The organism is Agrobacterium sp. 719_389 (assembly GCF_900188475.1).
GTDB lineage: Bacteria > Pseudomonadota > Alphaproteobacteria > Rhizobiales > Rhizobiaceae > Agrobacterium > Agrobacterium radiobacter.
The window spans coordinates 183,177-208,752 of record NZ_FYEM01000009.1 but is presented as its reverse complement, the minus strand read 5'-3'; the positions used below and the strand labels follow the sequence as shown (position 1 = coordinate 208,752).

The window sequence follows — 25,576 nt, the reverse complement described above, 5'->3', positions numbered from 1 at the left end:
GCGGCGTCTGTCCGCAGTTTCGGCGCGACCCCTTGGGCAGCGCACCGCGCCGTCAGGCGCGAGACCGCAGGCGGGAGGACAGAAAGCCCACCCGCCGCCTTGTCGATTATAGCCGCGTCCAGGTCTGCGATTTGCACAGAACTTTCAGAACGCAGCCCTTCATGCTCAGCGAGTTGCCGGAAACGGTGCCGGAGCCGCTATAGGTCTTGTCATTGGCGGGATCGGTGATTTCGCCCGAATAATTGTTGCCCTTGCCGGCAAGTTTGCCGATCTGTTTTCCGGCGTGTTTGCCGGTCTTCAGCGTCACGCAGAAGGCGCCGCCGCAGGGGCCGATCACGGCGGTTTCGCCGCTGGCCGTCTTCCAGTTACCTTCGATCGCCTCGCCCGCAAAGGCAAGGTTGCCGCTCAGCATGAGGGCGGCGGCAATCGTCATCATAAGCTTCATAAAATTCCTCCCGAAATTCGCGCAGGCTTTCCTCGGCCGGACCGGCCCGAAGAGGCGATGCGCAGATCAAACCCATTTGGCATGCGAATGCGCCATTGCTGGCCCAAAGCCGCCCTGCGGCGCAACGATTGCTCCTCACACCGCGCTATCCTCTGCCCGTTTCATCCTCATGACAGGCAGCGCGGATAATATTTTACGTTAACGTAAAAGGAAATAGAAATTTGCGGCTGCGGGCTGACATTTTCGGCGGTGGGAGGAACGGAAAAGCGGAAATTCGAAAATCGCTGTTTTGATCGTGGTGAAGGAAGGGTTTAAATCCAATTCTAAAGTTTTCGTAAAATTCGCCGCAAAGTCCTTAATTTCCGCGGCTCGCGATATTTAACAAAAACCCAATTTTACCAATCGTTTGCAGTTTGTTTGCCGGCCATTAATCATGCCTTTTAAGCGACCGTTGAAAGCCCCGTGGCATAGTGAACTCATCAAAAGCGCAGGGAAAACCTGCCGGACGAAAGGACAAAAAAGCCGCAAAAGACGGCGGGTCCGGACGGGTAGCCTCGACAAGAAGGCGAATGGTGAAACAGGTAGAAAGACAGGGATTAAAACAATGGCACGCTTTGACATCAGCGATATCGAAATGGCTGCCGGTGGCGAAACCCGCGCCGACACTCTTTGCAATCTCGGCCTGGTCTATGCGACCGGCCGGGGCTGCAAGGTGGACCTGATCGCAGCGCATAAATGGCTCAACATCGCCGCGATCCGCGGATCGGAAAGAGCCGCTTCACTGCGCGCTGATCTCGCCCGCAACATGACGAAATCGGAACTCGCCGAAGCGCTGCGCGCCGCCCGCGACTGGATGACGATGCACTGATTTACCCAAGCCACTATTGAGATTTCCGGTCCGGTTCCCTCCAGTCCCGACGACCGGTCAAAACGAAAGTAAACCCGAAGGGGAACGCGGCGAGGGCTTTGAAAAGGGCTTTTGCGCTGACACATCAAACCGCGACCGGCAGGAACAAGGCCGGCGCGGTTTTCTTATGTCTGGTGAGCTCTCGTTGCCGGAAAATGATTCCTGGGCAGGGGGTTGCGGGAGGATGTTGAATCGATGCGCGCAATGTGCGGACTTTCCAACCCTCATTCCTGTGACGAGCACAGGAATGAGGGTTGGTTGGGAGCTTACCCGATCGCCTTGAGAACCTTCGGCAGCGCCTGTTCGAAAAGATCAAGCTTGTCATCCGGCCCCACGCTCACGCGGATGCAGCGGTTGAGCGGTGCAACGCCCGGCATGCGGATGAATACGCCATGCTCCATCAGCCCATCGACGATGGCGCGGGCGTAAGCGCCGTCACGGTGGCAATCGATGGTGACGAAATTGGTGGCGGAGGGGAGCGGTGAAAGGCCGTTCTCGCGCGCAATCATGGAAATCCGTTCGCGGGCCTCGGAGATTTTTCCAACGACTTCATGCAGATAGGCCTGATCCTTCAGCGCTGCCAAGGCGCCTGCGATCGAAATGCGCGCCATGCCGAAATGGTTGCGGATCTTGTCGAAGGCTTCGACATTGCCGAGCGTGCCGATGGCGTAACCCACGCGCGCGCCGGCGAGCCCATAGGCTTTCGAGAAGGTGCGCATGCGCAGGATGTTCGGCTGGCCGATCAGCGCGTCGATGGCCGGAACGGCGCTTGCGGGCGCGGTCTCGCAATAGGCTTCATCCAGAATGAGCAGGCAGGTTTCCGGCAATGCGCGGGCAAAGGCAACGACTTCGCTCGCTTCCCACCAGCTTCCCATCGGATTATCAGGATTGGCGAAATAGACGAGCGGCGCATTTTCCCTGTTAACGAGGTCGAGAAGGCCGTCGAGGTCTTCGTGATCGTCAACATAAGGCGTGGTGACGAGTCTCCCGCCAAAACCGTTCACATGGTAATTGAAAGTGGGATAGCCGCCAAACGAGGTGACGACAGGCGTGCTCGGCTCGACGATCAGCCTGGCGATCTCGCCCAGCAATCCATCAACCCCGCTGCCGATGGCAATATTGCCGCGCGCAACGCCGTGGTGGATGGCAAGCGCTTCCTTCAGCTCGAAATTTTCCGGATCGCTATACATCCAGGTTTCCGCTGCCGCATCGCGCATGGCCAGCAGTACGGAAGGGGCGGGGCCGAAGCCGCTTTCGTTTGCGCCGATTCGCGCCTCCACCTTCAAGCCGCGGTTCCGCTCGATGGCCTCGGGGCCGACGAAGGGAACGGTGGAGGGAAGCGAGACGGCAAGTGGTGTAAGGCGTGAAAAAGCGGACATTGGCTTCAGAGTTCCGGTACCTGTGTTTAAAACCCGGCTCACAATAGGTGCAAAAAAACCGGACGCAAGGCGCGGCCGGTTGTGGCATGGCTGTTTTGGAACAGAATTTTCCATCGCTGAGAAGAGATGGAAAAAACCATAGGCCTATCGCGACAAGGTCAGACGCTGGTCTCGAAGCTCAGGCGCCGCACATGGTGCAGGAATTCCGCATCGATCAGCATGTTGAAGCCGATCGTGACCTTTTCTTCCTCGCGGCGGATCAGCGTGCAGCCGATCTCGTCGCGGATGCCAAGAATTTCCAGATAGAAATTGGCCGGCATTTCCAGATCGGGGCTGACATCCAGCTCGGCGCCGTAGAGGGAAATGGTCCGCACCAGGCAACGCATGGTGTCCTTGGCGCTGAGATGATGCCCGATGAAGGTGATCTTGCCGGGCCGGTCGATCTGAAATTTCTCGTACATCTCGTCCTGGGGGACGTTCTGACTGATATCCATATGTAAAGCCATGACAACCTCCCGGATTGCCTCTTTCGTGCCGATTTTAACGCCGCTTCCTTGCCAGGGCATGAAGGAAATGCGCGCAATTATCTCTAGTCTGTGTCGATCTCGACCAATCCCCTCGGGAAGCCGATGTTTCCACTATGGAAATGCGTTCGGTCCCATCAGGTTGCAGTCGTGCCGCAGCCTGTGCTGATAATGCGTCATGCTTGCACCGGGCTGGCGTTGCTGCGCGGTTGACTGGGGCCGTACTTGGCGTTACGCCTGATCCGGTAATATGGCTTCGCGAGGGTCGGCGGGATCGGCGCTTCGTGGTTGTTCTGGGAGTGAGCTGTGACGGGAAGGCTGGTAATCGTCGGGGCGGGGCAGGCCGCTTTCGCGCTGGCGTCGAAGCTGCGGGCGCTGAAGGATGAGCGCCCCATCACCATCATCGGTTCCGAGGACGCCTATCCTTACCAGCGGCCGCCGCTCTCCAAAAAATATCTTCTCGGCGAGATGAGTTTCGACCGGCTGATGTTTCGCCCGGAGGAATGGTACGCCGAAAACAATGTCGATATCCGGCTTTCCACCTGGGCGGAGGAGATAGACCGCGCTGAAAAAGCCGTGCGCATGCAGGACGGCAGCACGCTTTCTTATGACAGGCTGGTGCTGGCAACCGGGGCCGCACCCCGCCAGCTGCCCGCCAGCATCGGTGGTGATCTCGAAGGCGTCCTGACTGTTCGCGACAAGCGCGACGCCGACCGGCTGATGGAGGAGATGAAGCCCGGCCGCAGGCTGCTGGTGATCGGCGGCGGTTATATCGGCCTTGAAGCGGCCGCCGTCGCCCGCAAGCTCGGCCTCGAGGTGACCTTGATCGAGATGGCTGACCGCATTCTGCAGCGCGTGGCGGCGAAAGAAACCGCCGATATCATGCGCGGCATCCATCAGGCCCATGGCGTCTCCATCCGCGAAAAGACCGGCCTTGTGCGCCTTGTCGGCATGGAAGGCCGGGTGGCCGCTGCCGAGCTCTCCGACGGCTCGATGCTGGATGTCGATTTCGTCATCGTCGGCATCGGCGTGACGCCGAATGACCGCCTTGCCCGCGAATCGGGCCTCGATGTCGGCAATGGCATCGTGGTGGACGACCATACCCGCACATCCGACAGCGCCATTCATGCGGTGGGCGATTGCGCGCTGCTGCCGTGGCGAGGCCAGCATGTGCGTCTCGAATCGGTACAGAATGCAGTCGATCAGGCCGAGGCGGTCGCTGCCGTGCTCACCGGGGCTGAAACCGCCTATGATCCGAAACCGTGGTTCTGGTCGGATCAATATGACGCCAAGCTGCAGATCGCCGGTTTCAACCTGGGTTACGACGAGACGGTGCTCCGGCCCGGCGCGCGCGAAGGCAGCTGGTCCGTCTGGTATTTCCGCGATGGACGATTCGTGGCTGTCGATGCCGTCAACGATGCCAAGGCCTATGTCGCGGGCAAGAAACTGCTCGATACCGGTGCTGAGCCGGATCGCGCCATCCTGGCGGACTTCTCCGCCGATCTGAAATTACTGCTTTCCTGAGGATATCATGCCTGCTCCCGAAAACCGTTTCAAAACCGCCATCCATGCCGGAAAGCCGCAGATTGGCCTCTGGCTCGATATGGGCGAGGCCATCACGGCGGAAATCGCCGGTACGGCGGGGTTCGACTGGCTGGTGATCGACGGCGAGCATGGGCCGAACGATCTGCGCAGCATCATCGACCAGCTGCGCGCGCTTGCCACATCACCTGCCGAACCGGTGGTGCGCGTGCCGGTCGGCGAAAGCTGGATGATCAAGCAGCTTCTGGATGCGGGTGCGCGCACACTTCTCGTGCCGATGGTTGATTCGGCCGCCCAGGCCACGGATTTGGTCAGCGCCATGCATTATCCGCCGCGCGGCATTCGCGGCATGGGCGCTGCCGTTGCCCGCGCTTCCGCCTTCAACACAATAACCGATTATGCCGACAGCGCCTCTGACAGCGTCTGCCTGCTGGTGCAGGCCGAAACCCGCGCGGCAATCAACGATCTCGATAATATTCTGGCGGTGGAGGGTGTGGACGGCGTCTTCATCGGCCCGGCGGATCTAGCAGCGGATATGGGGTATCTCGGCCGGATAGACGAGCCGGAAGTGCAGGCGGTGATCGAGGCGGCCATCGTCAAGATCGTCAAGGCGGGCAAGGCCGCCGGCATTCTCACCTTTAATGAAACCTACAATCGCCGTTATCTCGAACTCGGCGCGTCCTTCGTCGCCGTCGGGGCGGATGTCACGGAATTTGCCAATACCCTGCGTGCGCTGTCGGCCCGTTACAAGGGCGGGGCAGCGCCTGCGCCATCCCGGTCTGGCTATTAATTCAGTCGTCGTTGCTGGCGTTCAGCTTTTCCGGCGGAATACCTTCTTCGCCGGAGGCGAGATAACCGCTATTGATAAGGGCGGCGCGAATGATGCGCTGGATGGCCTCATCCCTGTCTATGCCGTGATCCCTCGCAAAATCCGACAAAGCCGTTTCAAGATCGTCGCTGAACCGCATATCCGCCCCCATTCATCCATTTCAAACCCATACGGAAAGGCAAGGCAGGGTTGACCCGCCTTGCCTGAATTTTAGTTCCATGTAGCGATCAGCGCCAGCGATAAAGGCTGCTGTTCGACGAGTTCTGCTGTGTGCTTGTGCCGACGGCATAACCGATGGCAAAACCGAGTGCGCCAACGATCGTCAGCAGGGAGGTTGCCGTGCCGGGATTTTCCTTGACCGCTTCCACGACATTCTGGCCCTGGGCGCGCACATTACTCGCGGCCTTGCGGACGCGTCCGCGCGCCTCATCCAGAAATTCCGATGCATCCTCGCTTACTCCTTCCGCGCGGGCGGAAACGGATTTGGAGAGGGATGCGATCTGCGAGCGCAACTCCGAAATCTGGTTTTCGATCGTGTCTTCGACAACATTCAGTTTGGTCTGAGCCATTAGAACACCTCTTTTGTTACCGAAGCGAGAACGTACGGTCGGTCAAGAAGTTCCCGAAAGGCCTGCAAAGTTTCGCGGGGCCGATGTCCAGCCAACAGGTTTTTGTGCTTCTTGGCGAAAAAGCCTTGCAATCATTTTTTTTACGCAATAATCAGGCCGCACCGGAGAGGTGGCCGAGTGGTCGAAGGCGCTCCCCTGCTAAGGGAGTATACGTCAAAAGCGTATCGTGGGTTCGAATCCCATCCTCTCCGCCACTTCGGCACAGACCGGAAACGTCACCCCTACATATCCACCAGCTCCAAGTCATAGCCGACCCGCGCTTCGTGCATCGGTGCGCGACAGCCATGTCGACCCCGCACCATGAAGCCGCAGAGGTCCGCGCCCTCCATGTTTCGATTATGGAAGAAACGAGCGAATCAAGAGGCTTGGCGGTGTCGGCTTCAATTATCGTGCGGGCAGTATCGTAACCGGTGCTGGGCAAGCGCGTCGAATCGTTGCGCGAGGAATCGGCGGCAAACGGCATGGTTTTCTATCGTTTCTCCATGAGCGCCGTCGCGGCATGTCAGGTGCAGGGGTGTGACGAAGCAGAAGTTTCCATCATCCTTGCCGGGAGAGGCAAGGTTTGGCCGAAAAGGCCGGTAGTTTAGAAAGACCTTGTTAACCTCGCTAACTAACGGATTTTCAAGCAATTTCTTAACGCGAGGTAAAGCTGCCTGCCGGCCGGCTGCGCACTGTGTGTTGTTTCCGCAACAAACCGAAATGAAGCATATACGTAAATGCTATTTATCGGATGTTGGCGATTGCAAGCGGCGAAACCTTTTGTATTTTCACCACCAGAAGCGAGGCGGTGGATCGTTTGGCTTCTAAGAACACGGGAATGGGGCAGGGAATGCTGTCCTTCAGCGAAAGTACCCAGACCCACTTAAAAACTTTGACTGGAGGTCAACCATGAACATCAAGAGCCTTCTCATCGGCTCCGCTGCGGCTCTCGCAGCAGTATCCGGCGCTCACGCTGCCGACGCTATCGTCGCTGCTGAGCCTGAGCCCCTGGAATACGTTCGCGTTTGCGACGCTTTCGGAACCGGCTTCTTCTACATCCCCGGCACCGAAACTTGCCTGAAGTTCGACGGTTACATCCGTTTCCAGACCGACTTCGGCCGTAACAAGTCCGGTACGTCTGACTGGAACTCGTTCACGCGCGCCCAGTTCAACATCGACACCCGCACCGACACCGAGCTTGGCGCTCTGCGCGGTTACATCGGCTTCCGTGGCGACGCCAACAACGACTCGAGCCGCGGCGTCAACGTCGACCAGGCTTTCATCGAACTCGGCGGCCTGAAGGTCGGTTATTACTACAACTGGTGGGATGACGGTCTCTCTGGCGAAACCGATATCCTCTCTTCGAACAACACCCGCCTGAACGCTATCCGTTACACCTACGATGCCGGCTCCTTCTACGTTGGCGTTGCAGTTGAAGAACTGGAGCGCGTTGTTGCTGGTAACGGCGTAACGATCGATGGCGGTAACAACCTCTCTAACAACCTCGGTGTTTCGCAGCTGAACTGGACCGTAATCAACGGTCAGCGCGACAACAACGTTGGCATCAGTGCAATCGTTGGCGCCAAGTTTGGTGGCGTGAACCTCAACGTTCTCGGCGGTTACGACACCGACGCTGAAAACGGCGCTATCCGCGGTATCCTGACGGCTGATATCGGCCCGGGCACCTTTGGTCTCTCCGGCGTATGGGCTTCTGGCGCAAACGCTTACTACGAAGAGTCTGAGTGGGCAGTTGCTGCTGAATACGCCATCAAGGCAACCGACAAGCTGACCATCACCCCCGGCGCTCAGTACTTCGGTACTCTGGACATCGGTACGGATGGTGACTTCACCGGCGACCGCGACGCATGGCGCGCTGGCGTTACCGTGGACTACAAGATCACCCAGGGTCTCTCCACGAAGATCGCTGTTAACTACCAGGACGTCGATGGCACCGAAGGTGTTAACGGCGGTGGCGACAGCTGGACTGGTTTCGTTCGCCTTCAGCGCACGTTCTAATCTGATCTGACATCGTCAGTGATGGAAGCCCCGGCAGAAATGCCGGGGTTTTTCGTTTGAAGAAATCTGTAGCAGCGCGTGGATCGATGCTTCGATCGGCTTTTGCGAAGGTAGCTGTCGCGCTCTTTGTGATTCGCTATCAGGGGAACTTCAAACTGTAAGCTGCAAGAGCTGTTCCTCTCTCGCTTGGATAAAGAGTTGATTCTCGGACGCTGCAATCGTCTTTTGGACAATTTCTCATGGCCCGGTTGTGTCAGGATTTTGGAGGAAGGATTGGCTTCCGGCTGTTGGGGTGGACTTTTCGCTCGTTAAGCACTTGAAAATAATTGCTTATTAACGTTTTTTTAAGAAGTGAGGGGCGGTCGGTTAGAATTGTAGCTATTTCGCAACAATGGAAAACTAAGGACACCTTACTGTCTTCCTTCTGTCATGATTACGATTGCCTGAGCGACCGGTTTTGGCTCTAATCATCTCCATAAGCGGCACGCATTTCTGAAGTGCTTTCCCACCCGCTGCTTAGAAGATTAAGCGTTTGACTGGAGGTCAACCATGAACATCAAGAGCCTTCTCATCGGCTCCGCTGCGGCTCTCGCAGCAGTATCCGGCGCTCACGCTGCCGACGCTATCGTCGCTGCTGAGCCTGAGCCCCTGGAATACGTTCGCGTTTGCGACGCTTTCGGAACCGGCTTCTTCTACATCCCCGGCACCGAAACTTGCCTGAAGTTCGACGGTTACATCCGTTTCCAGACCGACTTCGGCCGTAACAAGTCCGGTACGTCTGACTGGAACTCGTTCACGCGCGCCCAGTTCAACATCGACACCCGCACCGACACCGAGCTTGGCGCTCTGCGCGGCTACATCGGTCTGCGCGGTCAGGCTGACAACGACAGCGACCGTGGCGTCAACGTCGACCAGGCTTTCATCGAACTCGGCGGCCTGAAGGTCGGTTACATGTACACCTGGTGGGATGACGATCTCTCCGGCGAAACCGATATCCTGTCTTCGAACACCACTCGTGGCAACGCTCTGCGTTACACCTACGACGCTGGTTCGTTCTACGCAGGTATCAGCGTTGAAGAGCTCGACTCCGTACGTGACGGCACGTCCAACCTCGGCGTTGCCAAGGGTGGCGTCTTCGAAGGCCCGAACAACGTCGGCGTCAGCGGTATCATCGGCGCCAAGTTCGGTGCGATCTCTGCAAACCTGCTCGGTTCTTACGACACGGACCAGGAAAACGGCGCAATCCGCGCTATCCTGTATGCTGACATCGGTCCCGGCACCTTCGGTCTCTCTGGCGTTTGGGCTTCTGGCGCAAACTACTACTACGAAGAGTCCGAGTGGGCAGTTGCTGCTGAATACGCAATCAAGGCAACTGACAAGCTGACCATTACGCCTGCTGCTCAGTACCTCGGCACGATCGACATCGCTCCGGACGGCGACTTCACCGGCGACAACGATGCATGGCGCGCTGGCCTGACGGTTGATTACAAGATCACCCAGGGTCTGGATGCCAAGGTTACCGCCAACTACCAGGACGTCGATGGACCGACTGGCGACAGCTGGACTGGCTTCGTCCGCCTTCAGCGCACGTTCTAATCTGATCTGACATTGTCAGTGATGGAAACCCCGGCAGAAATGCCGGGGTTTTTCGTTTGATGGCTTCCGGCGCTGAGAGGCGTTATTCAAACACGGAAAACAAAAAAGCACCGGACGAACCGATGCTTGAATGTTTTAGAACGATCAGCGATTGGCGGAGACTGCTGCCTTATCCCGCACGCCCATGGCGCAGGTCATCAACGATATCGGCCTGTTGCCCCAGCCGTGTCTTGTAGACCTGATAATTCTCCATCACCCGCTGCACGTAGTTGCGCGTTTCGGGGAAGGGGATGCGTTCGATCCAGTCGACCACCTCGTCGATCGGCTTGCCGCGCGGGTCGCCATATCGGGAGATCCATTCCGGCACGCGCTTCGGTCCGGCATTATAGGCGATGAAGGTGAGGATGTAGGATCCACCGAAACTGTCGATCTGCTCACCGAGATAATGCGCGCCGAGCGTGGCGTTATAGCCCGCATCGCTGGTCAGCATCGCCTGCGTGTAGGGCAGGCCATGGCGGCCGGCCACGCCCTTGGCGGTTCCCGGCAGCAGCTGCAGCAGGCCGCGGGCATTGGCGGCGGAGACGGCGGCGGGATTGAACGCGCTTTCCTGCCGGGCGATGGCATAGGCGAGCGCCTTGCCGGAGCCGGCAATATTGGCGCTGGCGGGAATGACGCCGAGCGGATAGGCGAGCGCCGCCGCATCGATGCCGCGGCTGAAGGCCGTCTTGCCGATCTGCAGCGAAACCTGATGATTGCCGTTGCCCTCCGCCCTTGCCGCCAGAATGGCAAGCTCACCGGGACTGTCGAGCTGTTCGGCAAGCGACCGGTAAAGGCTGTCGGCGCGCCAGCCGTAACCGGCGGCTTCCAGCCGGTCGATGGCGCGCACGGCTTCGCGGCCGGCGAAACGTTCCCGGTCGCTGCTGCTGGGGCTCGGATAGGTGACGTTTAATGTTTTGGCGCCGATTCGCGCTGCGGCGAGCTGCCCGTAAAACGTGCCGGGATGAGCGGCTGCCTTGGTGAAGAAGTCGCGGGCATCGCCCGGCCCGCCGGCTTCCGCCGCCCGACCTAGCCAATAATAGGCGCGCGACGCCGAGAGCGGCCGGTTGGAGGTCTGAAGCAGCGTGTTGAAGTGACGCGAAGCCGTCGCCGGGTCGTGCAGCGCTCTTAACGCATACCAGCCGGCATGGAACTCCGCATCGGCGGTATCGACCGCCGAGGTGGCAGAATGATTGGCGACAATGCGATAGGCCTCGGCGAAATCACCGAGATCGGCGACGCCGCGAGCGATGATACGGCGCTCATTCCACCATTCGCCGGGATTGACAAGCTTGGCCGCTTCCTTCGGCGCCTGTCGCAGAAGGGCCGCTGCTTCGGGGTATTTCTGCTGGTTGCGCAGGTTTTCCACCCGCGCGAAGAGATAAGCAGGGTCGCTACGCCAGGAGGCGTCGACCTTGCCGAGGAGCGCGGTTGCGGTTGCGGAGCGCTGCAGCACGGCCGCCCAGGCGTTGTAAAGCGACTGCGCCTTGCCGAGATCCCCAAAACGCTTCGCCTGGCTGATGCGACTGCGATACATCAGATAGTCCATGCGCGCCTTGTGATCGGCGGGCGTCAGATAGGTGGGAAACTCGTCAAGCACACGGTCTTCCATGTCCTTGTCCATGCCTTCGCTGACCCAGAGCTGGCGAATGAGACTTTGGGATTCGGCAGCTTTACCGGAGGAGGCGAGCGCCTTGGCGAACACCACGGTGCCTTCGGCGGTTTCCGGGCGGCTATTGCCGAAGGCGGCAAGCACCTGGGGCGTGGGCGGATCTTCGCGGTAAAGCGCCTTTTCGGAATTGGCGCGCAGCGTCGCTGCACCCGGCCAGCCGGAGAGCTCGCGCTGGGCGGCGGCGATTTCGGCGGAAGCGACGTCCTTCTGGCCGGAAACGGCAATAGCCCAGGTGAGGATATGGCGGTCAAGGCTGCCGGTCGGCATGGTGTTGCGCAGCGCAATCGCGCGGGCCGCATCACGGCTCGAAAGCGCGTCGAGACCCGCCTTCAACTGGCTTGTGTCATCGGGGCGGTTGAGGCGCGGTATGGCGCCGGTGATCTCGGGCGAGGCCGGCATGAAGGCCGGAACAGCAGGTGCATTCGGCTTGACATAGGGAAGCGGCGCCGCACCTTCCGGCAGCGGCCCGGCCAGTGCGTTCCAAACGGTTGCGGCAAGGCCCGCCGCCATCAATCCCCAGACTGTCTTTTTCATGCCGCTCTTCATCGTGTAACGGATTTGTCGACTTTCTTGTAATATCGCTTCATTGCAGCGGGATTGCCGAAAACGGTCTGATGCCCCGCACCGGAATCTTGGGATTTCAGCCTTAATGAAATCTTAATTCCCGCCCCGCAATTCAATCAACTTTTATTCACCGGCCCGCGAGCGACGTCTCTTTTCGGCGCCGGCCTTTTGCGCTTGCCGATCACGGTCGGGAGACTGTCACACTTCCGACAATTTCGGACAAAATACGCTGCCTTTGCGCTTGTCGGCGCCAAGGGCTGGCTCTAATGTGTGCCGGTTTTAACCATCGAATGCGGCCGAAGCATGAACCGGCTCGGCGCCAGGAGCTTTGCATGTTCAAGGGATCAATTCCCGCCCTCATTACCCCGTTCACGGACAATGGCGCCGTGGACGAACAGGCATTTGCCGCCCATGTGGAATGGCAGATCGCCGAAGGCAGCAGCGGACTTGTGCCTGTCGGCACGACGGGGGAATCTCCAACCCTCTCCCACGACGAACACAAACGTGTCGTCGAGCTGTGCATCGAGGTAGCGGCGAAACGGGTTCCGGTCATTGCGGGCGCTGGCTCCAACAATACGGATGAGGCGATCGAGCTTGCGCTGCACGCGCAGGAGGCCGGCGCGGATGCGCTGCTGGTGGTGACGCCCTATTACAACAAACCGACCCAGAAGGGCCTGTTCGCCCATTTTTCCGCCGTGGCAGAAGCGGTGAAGCTGCCGATCGTCATCTACAATATCCCGCCGCGCTCGGTGGTGGATATGTCGCCGGAAACCATGGGCGCACTGGTCAAGGCGCATAAGAACATCGTCGGTGTGAAGGATGCGACGGGCAAGATCGATCGCGTTTCCGAACAGCGTATTTCCTGCGGCAAGGATTTCATCCAGCTTTCGGGTGAAGATGGTACGGCGCTCGGTTTCAACGCCCATGGCGGCGTCGGCTGCATTTCGGTGTCCGCCAATGTCGCGCCGCGTCTCTGTTCGGAATTCCAGGCGGCGATGCTCGCGGGTGATTACGCCAAGGCGCTGGAATATCAGGATCGCCTGATGCCGCTGCACAAGGCCATCTTCATGGAGCCTGGCGTCTGCGGCACCAAATATGCGCTGTCGAAGACGCGCGGTGGCAACCGCCGGGTCCGTTCGCCCTTGATGAGCACGCTGGAACCGGCGACGGAAGCGGCCATCGATGCGGCGCTGAAGCACGCCGGCCTGATGAACTGAGACAGGCCCGAAAGCGTTTAAGGCGCGCCATGAACCGCTTCGCAACAGAAGCCGTTCGGCGCGCCTTTTCTTTTCGCGGCGACAACATTAAATAGGGGTTCGAAAACCGCTCTCGGCGGTAAGCCGAAGGCGCAATAAGAAAAACAAGGGATTGAAATATCATGGCCCCCAAAGGCAGCCAGCGCGTGGTGAACAAGATCGTTGCGGAAAACCGCAAGGCTCGTTTCAACTACGAAATCATCGACACCTATGAGGCAGGGCTCGTGCTGACCGGCACCGAGGTCAAGTCGCTGCGCGAAGGCAAGGCGAATATCGCCGAATCCTACGCCTCGGACGAGGGCGATGAAATCTGGCTCATCAATTCCCACCTGCCGGAATATCTGCAGGCCAACCGCTTCAACCACGAGCCGCGCCGCCGCCGCAAGCTGCTCCTGAGCAAGCGCGAGATCAACCGCCTGCGCGCCGGCATCAACCGTGAAGGCATGACGCTGGTACCCTTGAAGATCTATTTCAACGAAAAGGGCCGCGCGAAGCTGGAGCTGGCGCTCGCCAAGGGCAAGAAGTTGCACGACAAGCGCGAGACGGAGAAGGAACGCGACTGGAACCGGCAGAAGTCGCGCTTGTTGAAAGGTGGGGCGGCCTAAAGCCCACCTCCCTCATTCTTGTGCTTGTCACAGGAATCCAGCCAGCCCAAGTCCTTGGGCTGAAAGGACTCTCCCCACCAAGTAGACGCGTGTCGACTGGATTCCTGTGACAAGCACAGGAATGAGGAGAGGGAGGTGCCTGATGCCCCTCAAGCAGCCCGATATGTCCGCTCCACATGCGCCGTCGTTGCCGAGACGCTGAACCGGCTGACGAGCGCCGCCAGATTGGCGCTGACATCGCTCAGATTGTGCGTGGCCGCATTGGTTTCTTCCACCATGGCCGCATTCTTCTGGGTCAGATTATCCATGCTGTTGATAGCGGCGCTGATTTCCTGAATGCCGACGGACTGCTCCTGCGCCGCTTTGGTCAGAGACGTGATATGTTCCTGAATATGATCCACCTTGTTGCCGATCGTATTCAAGGATTCGCCCGTCTTGTTGACCAGCGAAACGCCCTGCATCACGTCCGCGGAGGATTTGGAGATCAGGGTCTTGATTTCCTTGGCGGCGTTGGCTGAACGCTGCGCCAGTTCGCGTACTTCCTGAGCAACGACGGCGAAACCCTTGCCCGCTTCGCCGGCGCGCGCGGCTTCCACGCCGGCATTCAGCGCCAGAAGATTGGTCTGGAACGAAATCTCGTCGATGACGGAGATGATCTGGGTGATCTTCTGCGATGAGTCCTCGATAGCCTCCATCGCCTTCACCGCTTCCGTCACCACATCGCGCGAGCGCGCGGCCTCAACGGCCGAGCTTTCGACGATGGCCTTGGCCTCTTCGGAACGCTGCGCCGACAATTTGGAAATGGTGGTGATTTCCTCAACAGCGGCGGCGGTTTCCTCAAGGGCCGCGGCCTGCTGCTCCGTCCGGCGGGCCATCTCGTCGGTCGCTGACGTCAGTTCGCGCGTATTGCCGGAAATCTTGTTCGCTTCCTCGACGATCTGCGCAAATGCGCCGGAGAGATTGCCGACAGCGGCGTTGAAATTGGCGATCAGTCCCTGGAATTGCGGTGCGGTCTTTTCACCGATGCTGGAGGTGAGGTCGCCATTGGCCAGCCTGTCGAGGGCGCTGTTGAGCAGTGCGAGAACATGCTCCTGCTCCTTCTTCATCTGCGCCTGTTCGGCCTCCACCTTGTGCCGCTCGGCGGCAAGCACGTCGAGATACACGGAGATCGAATAATCCATGTCGAGAAGCGCGGCCTTGATGGTGGCGGACAGGGCGTCCTTCACCTTCCGGGCCTTCTTTTCCATGAAGAGGCCCTTCAACTCGGACTCGACCAAGGCCTTCACGATGCCATCGAGCATCAGCGCATAACCACCGATGTACCACCGGGGCTCCAGCCCGAGCCTCGCATGGGTGCGGCCGATAGCGGTCACGGCATCGGTATAATCCGCATTGAATGTGCCGGAGGCGATCCTTGCCCAGTGTTTGAGCTGCATGGCCTTGGCGTGCTGTACATGCGCGTCGTTCGCGAAGAACTTCGCGGTCTCCGGCACCGAGCGGACCTTCGCATAAAAACGATCGAGAGAAGCATCGAGAGAGCCGGTGATGACGCCCTTCATGTCTGAAAGATTTTGCCGTTCACCGTGGCCAAGCCCCAGAAAATTCAGTCTCTCATCGAGTTGTCGGTCGGTTTTTTCTTGGCCATGCATGTCTAATCATCCTGATCTGACGCCCAAATCACGTCTCTGGCGCCGTTGCGTGATTTAGACACGTCTAAAATTAACCAAGATATAATTTCGACTGGCCCAATTTGATGTTTGTTAATTCCAAGAGGAATTTTGTCCTGCTGGAGACGCTTGAAACAAAAACGCGCCCGTCTTTTGGACGGACGCGTTTTGCAATATCAGCGGCACAAAAACCGAATCAGACGGTCTCTGGACCTTCAGCGTGACGAACGGGGCGCTCATTCGGGTCGCGCCCGATTTCGGCCTTCAGCGTCATCAGATCGATGAAGTGATCGGCCTGGCGGCGCAGATCGTCAGCGATCATGGCGGGCTGGGTGGCCATGGTGGAAACCACGGAAACCTTGCGGCCCTTGCGCTGCAGCGCATCCACCAGCGTGGTGAAATCGCCGTCGCCGGAAAACAGCACCAGGTGATCGACGGTCTCGGACTGCTCCATGGCGTCGACTGCCAGTTCGATGTCCATATTGCCCTTGATCTTGCGGCGGCCGAGTGCGTCGGTGAATTCCTTGGCGGGCTTGGTCACGACCTTGTAGCCGTTATAATCCAGCCAGTCGATCAGCGGGCGGATCGAGGAATATTCCTGATCTTCGATAAGCGCGGTGTAATAATAGGCGCGCAGCAGATAGCCACGCTTCTGAAACGCCTTCAGAAGCTTGCGATAGTCAATATCGAACCCCAGGCTTTTCGATGCTGCATAAAGATTGGCTCCGTCTATGAAGAGCGCAATTTTCTCCCGTGGATCGAACATTCCATCCCATTCCTTTTTTTGGAAAGGCCATTATCTGGCTTTTATTTCCGGTCGCTAACGCAAAAAATCATGTCGTATCAACGAATTTTGCGCATCGCCGTTGCGTTTTAAGTAAGCTACCTTCCCCCGTATTCCAAGACAATTCTTCTAGACATTTTGTTCATCAGACGCCAAACATGGCGGATAAGTTGCCAAAAGACGCCAAATACAGGAAAAACTTGAATTCCGCGGCCAATGGCTGTATCGGAAGCTGGAAAGCTTCGTCACGAGAAATATTGAGTGTTTTTCGCAAGGCGCGAGGCGCAGATTCAATAGGTTAGGGCACAGCCGGTGCATCGCTAATATCGCACCGCGCTCTGATCCACGACATTACGACCCACAAAGGACAGGCAATGGCCCGCGTCACAGTAGAAGATTGCATTGATAAAGTAGACAACCGTTTCGAGCTGGTGCTTCTCGCCAGCCACCGTGCGCGCCAGATTTCGCAGGGCTCTTCCATCACGGTTGACCGCGATAACGACAAGAACCCTGTCGTTGCGCTGCGCGAAATCGCTGATGAGACGCTGTCGCCCGACGATCTCAAGGAAGACCTCATCCATTCGCTGCAGAAGCATGTGGAAGTGGACGAGCCCGAGCCCGATCCGGTCACGCTCGCCGCCTCCGCTATTGCCGATGGCGAAGACGACGACCAGCCGGAAACCGTCACTTTCGACCAGATGTCGGAAGAAGAACTGCTGGCCGGTATCGAAGGCCTTGTGCCGCCGGAAAAAAATGACGATTATTGATCTGACTTTATGACGCCTTTGGCAGACGGTGGTTACCGTCTGTCAATAGTTGCCGTCATAATCTGATCCCTATTGATGCAGCATTGTGCGCCGACCCCAAGGTTGGCGCGCTTTCTTTTTGTGGAATATCGCATGATGCGGCAATACGAACTCGTCGAGCGGGTTCAAAAATACAAACCGGATGCGAATGAGGCCCTGCTGAACAAGGCCTATGTTTACGCCATGCAGAAACACGGCCAGCAGAAGCGGGCCAATGGCGACCCCTATATCTCCCATCCGCTGGAAGTTGCCGCGATCCTCACAGAAATGCATCTCGACGAATCGACCATCGCGGTGGCGCTGCTGCACGATACGATCGAGGACACCACCGCCACCCGCGCGGAAATCGACGAGCTGTTCGGCGAAGATATCGGCCGGCTTGTGGAAGGCCTCACCAAGCTCAAGAAGCTCGATCTCGTCACCCGCAAGGCGAAACAGGCGGAAAATCTGCGCAAGCTGCTGCTTGCCATTTCCGACGACGTGCGCGTCCTTCTGGTCAAGCTCGCCGACCGCCTGCACAATATGCGCACCATGGAATATATGCCGGCTGACAAGCGCAGCCGCATTTCCGAAGAGACCATGGAAATCTATGCGCCGCTCGCCGGCCGCATGGGTATGCAGGACATGCGCGACGAGCTGGAGGACCTGTCCTTCCGTTATCTCAACCCGGAAGCCTATGAGACGGTGACCAACCGCCTGCAGGAACTGGAAACGCGCAATGAAGGCCTGATCAAGAAGATCGAGGACGAATTGCGCGAGCTTCTCGTGGCGAACGGCCTGATCGGGGCCAACGTAAAAGGGCGGCAGAAAAAGCCCCATTCGGTTTTCCGCAAGATGCAGGCGAAGTCGCTTTCCTTCGAGCAGCTTTCGGATGTTTACGGTTTCCGCATTCTGGTAGACGATATTCCGGCCTGCTACCGGGCGCTGGGCATCGTGCACACCCGCTGGCGCGTGGTGCCGGGGCGCTTCAAGGATTACATTTCCACGCCGAAGCAGAACGACTATCGCTCCATTCACACCACCATCGTCGGACCCTCGCGCCAGCGTATCGAGCTGCAGATCCGCACCAAGCGCATGCACGAGATCGCCGAATTCGGCATTGCCGCCCATGCGCTCTATAAGGACGGGGAAAACGGGGAGGGCGACCTGCTCTCTCGGGAAAGCAACGCCTATTCCTGGCTGCGTCACACCATCGAATCGCTGGCCGAGGGCGACAGCCCGGAAGAATTCCTCGAACATACCAAACTGGAACTGTTCCAGGATCAGGTGTTCTGCTTCACGCCCAAAGGCAAGCTGATTGCGCTGCCGCGCGGTGCGACCCCCATCGATTTCGCCTATGCGGTGCACACCAATATCGGCGACACGACGGTTGGCGCCAAGATCAACGGGCGGATCATGCCGCTCGTGACCCGGCTCAACAATGGCGACGAGGTGGAGATCATCCGCTCGGGCGTGCAGGTGCCGCCAGCGGCATGGGAAGAGGTGGTGGTGACGGGCAAGGCCCGCTCGGCCATTCGTCGCGCCACCCGCATGGCGATCCGCAAGCAATATTCCGGTCTCGGTTATCGTATTCTGGAACGCACCTTCGAGCGCGCCGGCAAGGCCTTCTCGCGCGAAGCGCTGAAGCCCGTGCTGCATCGTCTGGCGCAGAAGGATGTGGAAGACGCGATCGCTGCCGTCGGGCGCGGCGAGGTTTCCTCGCTCGATGTGCTGCGAGCGGTCTATCCGGATTATCAGGATGAGCGCGTTACGGTGAAGATGACCGGCGACGACGGCTGGTTCAACATGCGCAGCGCCTCCGGCATGGTCTTCAAGATCCCCGGAAAGTCGCGCTCCGTTCTGGAAGATGACGGCGCGGCCGAAATGCTGGATGGACCCGACCCGCTGCCCATCCGCGGCCTTTCCGGCAATGTCGACGTGCATTTCGGAGCGGCGGGCGCCGTTCCGGGTGACCGCATCGTCGGCATCATGGAAAAAGGCAAGGGCATCACCATCTATCCCATTCAGGCGCCGGCGCTGCAGCGTTTCGACGATGAGCCGGAGCGCTGGATCGATGTCCGCTGGGATCTCGATGAGGCGAACAAGTCGCGCTTCATGGCGCGGGTGATGATCAATGCGCTGAACGAGCCGGGCACGCTCGCCTCCGTGGCGCAATCGATCGCTACGCTTGATGTCAATATCCGAGGGCTCAACATGGTCCGCATCGGCACGGATTTTTCCGAGCTGGCGCTGGATGTCGAAGTCTGGGATCTCAGGCAGTTGAACCAGCTTCTGTCGCAGCTCAAGGATCTCGACTGCGTCTCGACCGTGACGCGTGCCTTCGATTGAGGCATTTTTGATCCTTTTAAGATACCGGAAGGCCGTTGTTATGCACTCAACGCATGGCAGCGGCCTTTTCCTGTCTCTGGTCGTGAAGGTGGTTTGCGACTATTTTCTCCTCAGAAATTGAAGAGAAGGAAACGCGGCGTGCCGGTGGATAAACACCGATGAGAAACGCCAGTTCCAAACCGAAAGGACCGAAAATCATGTTTACTCCGCTTCGCAAGATCGCCCGCGCCGTCCGTGGCAAGACCACCCAGGAACGCGAATTTGAATATCTCAGCGGTTCGGTATCGAATGTCGATCTCGAATTCCGCCAGCGCGAAATCGACCGCGGCCTGTTCCGCCGGTAATGCGCTCAGCGCATGGCAGCCAACCGCCATGCGTATGGGATAAGCAGGTGCAGCCGTTATCGGCCAGCGCCTTCCTCCATGTCGCAAAACTATGTGAATGCGCGCTTCAAGCGGGCGTCCACCGCTGTCCGGTCTAAATGATAGGACACGCTGCCTTTGCAATGAAGTTGACGGCGAGAGGGTGCGTATTTCCTCGACGTCATCCTTGGGCTTGTCCCAAGGATCTAATCACGTTGAATTAAATCAGTCGGTTGCAGATCCTCGGGACAAGCCCGAGGATGACGTCGGAGTGTCCGGCAAGGTTCGTATTCATCTGGTGACGCTGCGCAGACGCGCGTCGGCTGGATTCCGGCTCAGGGCCGGAATGACGGAAGCAGAGAATACGCCTGCAAAAGAAATCCTCCCGTCGTCTACGATGCTCTTGGCTCCGCCGGGGTGATGAAATAGACTGCCTCCATGCCGTTTCGCCGCCGTGAACCCGTTGGTTTTTCAGAGAAGATTCGTGACCTGTTCTGGCCGCGCACGGGTTTTTCCCGTTCGCTGCGCTATATGAAGCTGCGCCTGCTCAGGCTTTCCGCCTCTCCGCATTCCGTTGCCGCCGGTGTCGCCATCGGTGTGGGCGTGGCGTGGACGCCGTTTCTCGGCGTTCACATCATCATCGCCATGGCGCTCGGTTTCCTCTTGCGCGTCAATCTCGTGGCGGCGGCGCTCGGCACCACCTTCGCCAATCCGCTGACATTTCCGTTCATCTGGGCATCCACCTGGGAGCTGGGACACTTCATTCTCGGCCGTCAGAGCGCGGAAAGTGCCGCGCATGTGGATTTCGTGGCGCTGTTCAGCCATCTTGAATTCCGGCAGATATGGACGCCGGTGCTGGAGCCCATGACCATCGGCGCGCTTCTTCCGGCCGGCATCAGCGCAATCATCGCCTATATCGCCGTTTATGGCCTCATCAGCGGTTTCCAGCGCCGCAAGATGGAAAATCTCGCGCATCGCGCCGCCAACAAGAATGCTTCTCTGGAGATGCTGAAATGATCATTGGATTGGGTAGCGACCTGATCGACATCCGCCGCGTTGAAAAGTCGATCGAACGTTTCGGCGAGCGCTTCACCCATCGCTGTTTCACCGATATCGAGCGCGCCAAATCCGATGGCCGCAAGAACCGCGCCGCTTCCTACGCCAAACGTTTTGCCGCCAAGGAAGCCTGTTCCAAGGCGCTGGGGACCGGCCTTGCGAATGGCGTCTTCTGGAAGGACATGGGTGTCATCAATCTGCCGGGCGGCAAGCCGACCATGAGGCTGACCAATGGGGCGGGGGAGAGGCTGGCGGCCATGCTGCCCGCCGGCCACCGCGCCAATATTCACCTGACGATCACGGACGATTTTCCCTATGCTCAGGCATTTGTGATCATAGAAGCCCTTCCCGTGATCGATTGAGGCCCCGGCCTTGCCGCATTGGCGCTCTATTTGCGGGCGTGTGACAGAAGCGCTTCCCTTCGGGCAGGAAAGGTTCTAGAGAAGTCGCAGAAATATGAAAGCCTTGCCGGCAGTGTGAAACCGCTCCACCGCCGCAGGCTCGACAAACAACGGCCCGGAAGCCTTCGTGAAGCCGAAGAAGCCGGGAAACAATCAGGCAGGTCTTTAAGTGTCGGAAAAAGCTGAAAAGAAGCAGAACGCCCTCTGGGAGAACGTCAAGGTCATCATTCAGGCGCTGCTGCTGGCCATGGTCATCCGCACCGTGCTGTTTCAGCCCTTCACGATCCCGTCAGGCTCGATGATGCCGACGCTTCTGGTTGGCGACTATCTTTTCGTCAACAAGTTCTCCTACGGCTATTCGAAATATTCGCTGCCCTTTTCGCCGAACCTGTTTTCGGGCCGCATTCTCGAATTCAGCAAGCCGAAGCGCGGCGATGTCGTAGTCTTCCGCCTGCCGCCCAATCCTGAAGTCGATTACATCAAGCGCCTCGTCGGCCTGCCGGGTGATCGCATCCAGGTGACGAACGGCGTGCTGTTCATCAACGGTCAGCCGGTTCCCAAGCAGCCCGACGGCACCTTCACATCAGATTATCGCGCCGATCCAGGCGCCAATGTGCCTGTCTTCCGCGAAACGCTTGATAATGGCGTCACCTACGACACGCTCGACCAGTCGCCTGATTCGCGTGGCGACAACACCCGCGAATTCGTGGTGCCGGAAGGCCATTATTTCATGATGGGCGACAACAGAGACAATTCGCTCGATAGCCGTTTCGATGTCGGTTTCGTACCGGAAGAAAACCTGATCGGCCGCGCCAGCGTCATCTTCTTCTCGTTGGGCAATGACACGCCGTTCAGCCGCATTTGGGAATGGCCGGCCAACATGCGTTGGGACCGCCTCTTCAAGGTTGTGGAATGAGCAAGACCAAGCCGCTTTCGGCGGACGAGATTTCCCGTCTGGAAGCGTTGATCGGATATGAGTTCAAGGAAAAGGCCCGGCTGGACCGGGCCTTGACCCATGCCAGCGCCCGCTCGGCGGCGGCCGGCAATTACGAGCGGCTGGAATTTCTAGGCGACCGTGTTCTCGGCCTCTGCGTCGCCGAATTGCTGTTCTCCACCTTCCGCAACGCCACCGAAGGCGAGCTTTCGGTCCGTCTGAACCAGCTCGTCAGCGCCGAATCCTGCGCCGCGATCGGCGACGAGATGGGCCTGCATAATTTCATCCGCACCGGCTCGGATGTGAAGAAGCTGACCGGCAAGGCGATGCTGAACGTGCGCGCCGATGTGGTCGAAAGCCTGATCGCCACCATCTATCTGGATGGCGGGCTGGAAGCATCGCGCAAATTCATTCTGAAATACTGGCAGGGCCGCGCAACCAGCGTGGATGCCGGTCGGCGCGACGCCAAGACCGAATTGCAGGAATGGGCGCATGCCAGATTTGCGACCACGCCCTCTTACCGGGTTGACGATCGCTCCGGACCGGATCACGATCCCCGCTTTACGGTGACTGTCGAAATTCCCGGCGTGAAGCCGGAAACCGGCGTCGAGCGCTCCAAGCGCGCGGCCGAACAGGTGGCGGCTACTAGATTGCTGGAACGCGAAGGCGTCTGGCAGAAGGGCTCCACCCAGAACTGAGCGCCCGCCATAGGGTGCTAAATCGAGCGCATGGCGGACCGAGAAGGCCGCATGTTGAATACCTCTGACCTTGATGGATATCATGACCGATCACGAAAACCCCGCCATTGCAGGCGAAGACAACAACCTTCCGACCCGTTCCGGCTTCGTCGCCCTCATCGGCCCGACCAATGCCGGCAAGTCGACGCTGGTCAACAGGCTGGTGGGCGCCAAGGTCTCGATCGTCAGCCACAAGGTGCAGACGACGCGTGCGGTGATGCGCGGCATCGCCATCCACAAGAATGCGCAGATCGTTTTCATGGACACGCCCGGCATCTTCAAGCCGCGCCGCAGGCTCGACCGCGCCATGGTCACTTCCGCTTGGGGCGGCGCGAAGGATGCCGATCTCATCCTGCTGCTGATCGACAGCGAGCGTGGTCTTAAAGGTGATGCGGAGGCCATTCTCGAAGGCCTGAAGGACGTTCCGCAGAAGAAGATCCTCTGCCTCAACAAGATCGACCAGGTGAAGCGCGAAGATCTTCTGAAGCTTGCCGCCGCCGCCAATGAGACGGTGGCGTTTGACCGCACCTTCATGATTTCGGCCACCAACGGTTCGGGCTGCGAAGACCTGATGGATTATCTGGTGGAGGCTCTGCCGGAAGGTCCGTGGTATTACCCGGAAGACCAGATTTCCGATCTGCCGATGCGCCAGCTCGCCGCCGAAATCACCCGCGAAAAACTGTTCCTGCGCCTGCATCAGGAACTTCCCTACGCCTCGCATGTCGAGACGGAGAAGTGGGAAGAGCGCAAGGACGGCTCGGTACGCATCGAGCAGGTGATCTATGTCGAGCGCGACAGCCAGAAGAAGATTGCGCTCGGCAAGAACGGCGATGCGATCAAGGCGATCTCCACCGCCTCGCGCAAGGAACTGTCTGAAATCCTCGAGCAGCCGGTGCATCTCTTCCTGTTCGTCAAGGTGCGCGAGAACTGGGGCGACGACCCCGAGCGTTTCCGCGAGATGGGCCTGGAATTCCCCCGAAACTAAGGCTTCCCGGCATCCTCACTCATCCCTGCGCCTGTCACAGGGATTCAGCCAGCCCAAGTCTTTGGGCTGGACGGGTTCTCTCGCCGCGCAGACGCGAGTCGGCTGGATTCCTGTGACAGGCACAGGGATGAGAGCGCTGGGGGATGGAACGACGCACAAAATAGCGAACTGAATATCTTCACCCACCATCGGGAACCGAATACGTTCGGGCGGGTTGTTCCAAAACAATTGGGCGCAACCTTTTTTCGATGACGGATATTCATGTCGCCAAAAAAACCGAACGGAATTTCCACCACCCCGTGCCAGCAATGTCCCCTGCGTGACCTGCCGCATTTCCGCGACTTTTCCTCCTCCGAGCTGGACTTCGTCTCTCGTTTCAAGACAGGGGAACTCGCGGTGGAGGGCGGCTCCGTCATCCTGATGGAAGGCTCGCACAGCGCCCATCTTTACACCGTTCTGCAGGGCTGGGCTTTCCGTTACAAGACGCTGGAAGACGGCAGGCGGCAGATATTGAACTATGTCATGCCGGGCGATCTCGTCGGCCTGCAGGGCACGGTGATGGGGGAGATGCAGCATTCGGTGGAGGCCCTGTCGCCGGTCACCCTATGCGTCTTCGAGCGCTCGCGCCTCAACAATCTCTTCACCGACCATCCGACGCTTGCCTATGACCTGACCTGGATCGCCGCGAGCGAGGAACGCATGCTCGATAGCCACCTCCTCAGCATCGGCCGGCGCACCGCGCTGGAACGTGCGGCCTATCTCATCGCGTTTCTTTATCGCAAGGCGAAAGCGGTCAATCTCATCCCCGGCGAAACACCGATCCCGGTCACCCAGCAACACGTTGCCGACACGCTCGGCCTGTCCATCGTTCACACCAACAAGACCTTGAGAAAGCTGGTCGATCGCGGCCTCATCCGCTGGACGGACAAGGGTTGTCTGGTGCTTGACGATACCGGGTTGAGCAACATTGCGGGTTGGGAAAGCGACGAAAAGCGGCAAAGACCCTTCATCTGATCTTCTTTCGATATGTCTTTTTTAAATGACGGTGGAGCCGTAATTTGCGACTCCTGTCGTGATATCTCATTGGAGAATCGTGACGGAAACCGCAGCTTCTAGCCTTGCGGCGATATTTTAGGAAGAAGAAAACATATGGTGCCACAACGGGTTATCATCGTTGAGGATGAATATCTGGTGGCGCTTGATGTCGAAGCGGTTCTCCAGTCCATGGGGGTGGAAGCTGTCGTCATCGCCACGACGCTGGCGCAGGCGAGGCAGGCCGTCGAAGAGGAAGGCGCCGATTGCGTGCTTCTCGATGTCAGCCTTACCGACGGCAAGAGCTATGATTTTGCGCGCGGTCTGCGCGATGGGGGAATTCCCTTTGGTTTCGTCAGCGGCTATGGCGACACGACGGGTTTTCCGGATGATCTCATGCATGCGCCATTGCTCGGCAAGCCCTTCGGCGAAAACGAAATTATCGATTTCGTCCTCAACCTCGTCGGCACGGACGACGATGCGGTAAAAGAATAACGTTTCGCCG

25 protein-coding genes and 1 tRNA gene are annotated in these 25,576 nt (G+C 58.7%); 18 read left to right on the top strand and 8 right to left on the bottom strand.

The window, feature by feature from the left end:
• Positions 1-106: 106 nt before the first annotated feature.
• A complete protein-coding gene (locus CFB10_RS17765) occupies positions 107-445 on the bottom strand; it encodes a DUF2147 domain-containing protein (protein ID WP_020009752.1) in 339 nt (112 codons plus the stop codon).
• A gap of 604 nt (positions 446-1,049) precedes the next feature.
• Between CFB10_RS17765 and CFB10_RS17760 the strand changes: the two genes are divergently transcribed.
• A complete protein-coding gene (locus tag CFB10_RS17760) occupies positions 1,050-1,313 on the top strand; it encodes a sel1 repeat family protein (protein WP_003509974.1) in 264 nt (87 codons plus the stop codon).
• 305 nt (positions 1,314-1,618) lie between these two features.
• Here the strand turns inward: CFB10_RS17760 and CFB10_RS17755 are convergent, their stop codons facing one another.
• A complete protein-coding gene (locus CFB10_RS17755; protein ID WP_020009753.1) occupies positions 1,619-2,731 on the bottom strand; it encodes a pyridoxal phosphate-dependent aminotransferase in 1,113 nt (370 codons plus the stop codon).
• A gap of 158 nt (positions 2,732-2,889) precedes the next feature.
• The gene (locus tag CFB10_RS17750; RefSeq protein ID WP_026363515.1) at positions 2,890-3,237 is read right to left on the bottom strand and encodes a hypothetical protein; all 348 of its coding nucleotides are present in this window, start codon (positions 3,235-3,237) and stop codon (positions 2,890-2,892) included.
• Between the two features lie 324 nt (positions 3,238-3,561).
• Between CFB10_RS17750 and CFB10_RS17745 the strand changes: the two genes are divergently transcribed.
• Both CFB10_RS17745 and CFB10_RS17740 read left to right on the top strand, forming a co-directional pair.
• On the top strand, positions 3,562-4,779 hold the full coding sequence (locus CFB10_RS17745; protein ID WP_020009755.1) for an NAD(P)/FAD-dependent oxidoreductase: 1,218 nt from the start codon (positions 3,562-3,564) through the stop codon (positions 4,777-4,779).
• Between the two features lie 7 nt (positions 4,780-4,786).
• Positions 4,787-5,587, top strand: coding sequence for an aldolase/citrate lyase family protein (locus CFB10_RS17740; RefSeq protein ID WP_020009756.1), 801 nt, complete (start codon positions 4,787-4,789; stop codon positions 5,585-5,587).
• A 1-nt stretch (position 5,588) separates the two neighbouring features.
• On the opposite strand, the gene CFB10_RS24065 is transcribed toward CFB10_RS17740, so the two are convergent.
• Positions 5,589-5,765 (bottom strand): hypothetical protein, encoded by a 177-nt coding sequence (locus tag CFB10_RS24065; protein ID WP_162993007.1) that lies wholly within the window; start codon positions 5,763-5,765, stop codon positions 5,589-5,591.
• Between the two features lie 88 nt (positions 5,766-5,853).
• Positions 5,854-6,195, bottom strand: coding sequence for a hypothetical protein (locus CFB10_RS17730; RefSeq protein ID WP_020009757.1), 342 nt, complete (start codon positions 6,193-6,195; stop codon positions 5,854-5,856).
• Positions 6,196-6,358: 163 nt separating this feature from the next.
• On the opposite strand from CFB10_RS17730, the gene CFB10_RS17725 reads away from it, so the two are divergent.
• The 3 genes from CFB10_RS17725 (at position 6,359) to CFB10_RS17710 (ending at position 9,846) form a co-directional block, all read left to right on the top strand.
• Positions 6,359-6,449 (top strand) — tRNA-Ser (locus CFB10_RS17725).
• A gap of 694 nt (positions 6,450-7,143) precedes the next feature.
• Entirely contained in the window at positions 7,144-8,250 is a 1,107-nt protein-coding gene (locus CFB10_RS17715; protein WP_088567168.1) for a porin, read from the top strand.
• A gap of 549 nt (positions 8,251-8,799) precedes the next feature.
• Entirely contained in the window at positions 8,800-9,846 is a 1,047-nt protein-coding gene (locus CFB10_RS17710; protein WP_088567167.1) for a porin, read from the top strand.
• A gap of 169 nt (positions 9,847-10,015) precedes the next feature.
• On the opposite strand, the gene CFB10_RS17705 is transcribed toward CFB10_RS17710, so the two are convergent.
• On the bottom strand, positions 10,016-12,088 hold the full coding sequence (locus CFB10_RS17705) for a lytic transglycosylase domain-containing protein (RefSeq protein WP_026363478.1): 2,073 nt from the start codon (positions 12,086-12,088) through the stop codon (positions 10,016-10,018).
• Between the two features lie 362 nt (positions 12,089-12,450).
• Here CFB10_RS17705 and dapA point away from each other — a divergent pair, with 362 nt between their 5' ends.
• Together dapA and smpB are read left to right on the top strand one after the other, a co-directional pair.
• The gene (gene dapA / locus CFB10_RS17695; protein ID WP_026363477.1) at positions 12,451-13,335 is read left to right on the top strand and encodes a 4-hydroxy-tetrahydrodipicolinate synthase; all 885 of its coding nucleotides are present in this window, start codon (positions 12,451-12,453) and stop codon (positions 13,333-13,335) included.
• A 161-nt stretch (positions 13,336-13,496) separates the two neighbouring features.
• Positions 13,497-13,979, top strand: coding sequence for an SsrA-binding protein SmpB (gene smpB, locus CFB10_RS17690; RefSeq protein WP_020009556.1), 483 nt, complete (start codon positions 13,497-13,499; stop codon positions 13,977-13,979).
• Positions 13,980-14,128: 149 nt separating this feature from the next.
• Here the strand turns inward: smpB and CFB10_RS17680 are convergent, their stop codons facing one another.
• Positions 14,129-15,628: a methyl-accepting chemotaxis protein gene (locus CFB10_RS17680; protein WP_020009555.1), complete on the bottom strand. Its 1,500-nt coding sequence runs from the start codon at positions 15,626-15,628 to the stop codon at positions 14,129-14,131.
• 214 nt (positions 15,629-15,842) lie between these two features.
• Positions 15,843-16,412: an NYN domain-containing protein gene (locus CFB10_RS17675; RefSeq protein WP_003509957.1), complete on the bottom strand. Its 570-nt coding sequence runs from the start codon at positions 16,410-16,412 to the stop codon at positions 15,843-15,845.
• Between the two features lie 392 nt (positions 16,413-16,804).
• Between CFB10_RS17675 and rpoZ the strand changes: the two genes are divergently transcribed.
• The 10 genes from rpoZ (at position 16,805) to CFB10_RS17620 (ending at position 25,566) form a co-directional block, all read left to right on the top strand.
• A complete protein-coding gene (rpoZ, locus tag CFB10_RS17670; protein ID WP_020009554.1) occupies positions 16,805-17,197 on the top strand; it encodes a DNA-directed RNA polymerase subunit omega in 393 nt (130 codons plus the stop codon).
• 132 nt (positions 17,198-17,329) lie between these two features.
• The gene (locus CFB10_RS17665) at positions 17,330-19,564 is read left to right on the top strand and encodes a bifunctional (p)ppGpp synthetase/guanosine-3',5'-bis(diphosphate) 3'-pyrophosphohydrolase (RefSeq protein WP_026363476.1); all 2,235 of its coding nucleotides are present in this window, start codon (positions 17,330-17,332) and stop codon (positions 19,562-19,564) included.
• Positions 19,565-19,761: 197 nt separating this feature from the next.
• Positions 19,762-19,908 carry a hypothetical protein gene (locus CFB10_RS17660; protein WP_003496944.1) on the top strand — a complete coding sequence of 49 codons (147 nt, stop codon included), beginning with the start codon at positions 19,762-19,764 and terminating at the stop codon, positions 19,906-19,908.
• Between the two features lie 456 nt (positions 19,909-20,364).
• Positions 20,365-20,943: a DUF2062 domain-containing protein gene (locus CFB10_RS17655; RefSeq protein ID WP_020009551.1), complete on the top strand. Its 579-nt coding sequence runs from the start codon at positions 20,365-20,367 to the stop codon at positions 20,941-20,943.
• A complete protein-coding gene (gene acpS / locus CFB10_RS17650; RefSeq protein ID WP_020009550.1) occupies positions 20,940-21,344 on the top strand; it encodes a holo-ACP synthase in 405 nt (134 codons plus the stop codon). The genes CFB10_RS17655 and acpS overlap by 4 nt, the downstream gene beginning before the upstream one ends.
• A 208-nt stretch (positions 21,345-21,552) precedes the next feature.
• Positions 21,553-22,299, top strand: a complete 747-nt coding sequence (gene lepB / locus CFB10_RS17645; RefSeq protein ID WP_003496938.1) for a signal peptidase I — start codon at positions 21,553-21,555, stop codon at positions 22,297-22,299.
• The gene (gene rnc / locus CFB10_RS17640; protein ID WP_020009548.1) at positions 22,296-23,015 is read left to right on the top strand and encodes a ribonuclease III; all 720 of its coding nucleotides are present in this window, start codon (positions 22,296-22,298) and stop codon (positions 23,013-23,015) included. Before lepB ends, rnc begins: the two co-directional genes overlap by 4 nt.
• Before the next feature lie 73 nt (positions 23,016-23,088).
• A complete protein-coding gene (gene era, locus CFB10_RS17635) occupies positions 23,089-24,039 on the top strand; it encodes a GTPase Era (RefSeq protein WP_020009547.1) in 951 nt (316 codons plus the stop codon).
• A 261-nt stretch (positions 24,040-24,300) separates the two neighbouring features.
• Complete coding sequence (locus tag CFB10_RS17625; RefSeq protein WP_020009546.1) at positions 24,301-25,053, top strand: Crp/Fnr family transcriptional regulator; 753 nt, start codon at positions 24,301-24,303, stop codon at positions 25,051-25,053.
• A 135-nt stretch (positions 25,054-25,188) separates the two neighbouring features.
• Positions 25,189-25,566 carry a response regulator gene (locus CFB10_RS17620; RefSeq protein ID WP_020009545.1) on the top strand — a complete coding sequence of 126 codons (378 nt, stop codon included), beginning with the start codon at positions 25,189-25,191 and terminating at the stop codon, positions 25,564-25,566.
• Positions 25,567-25,576 lie beyond the last annotated feature (10 nt).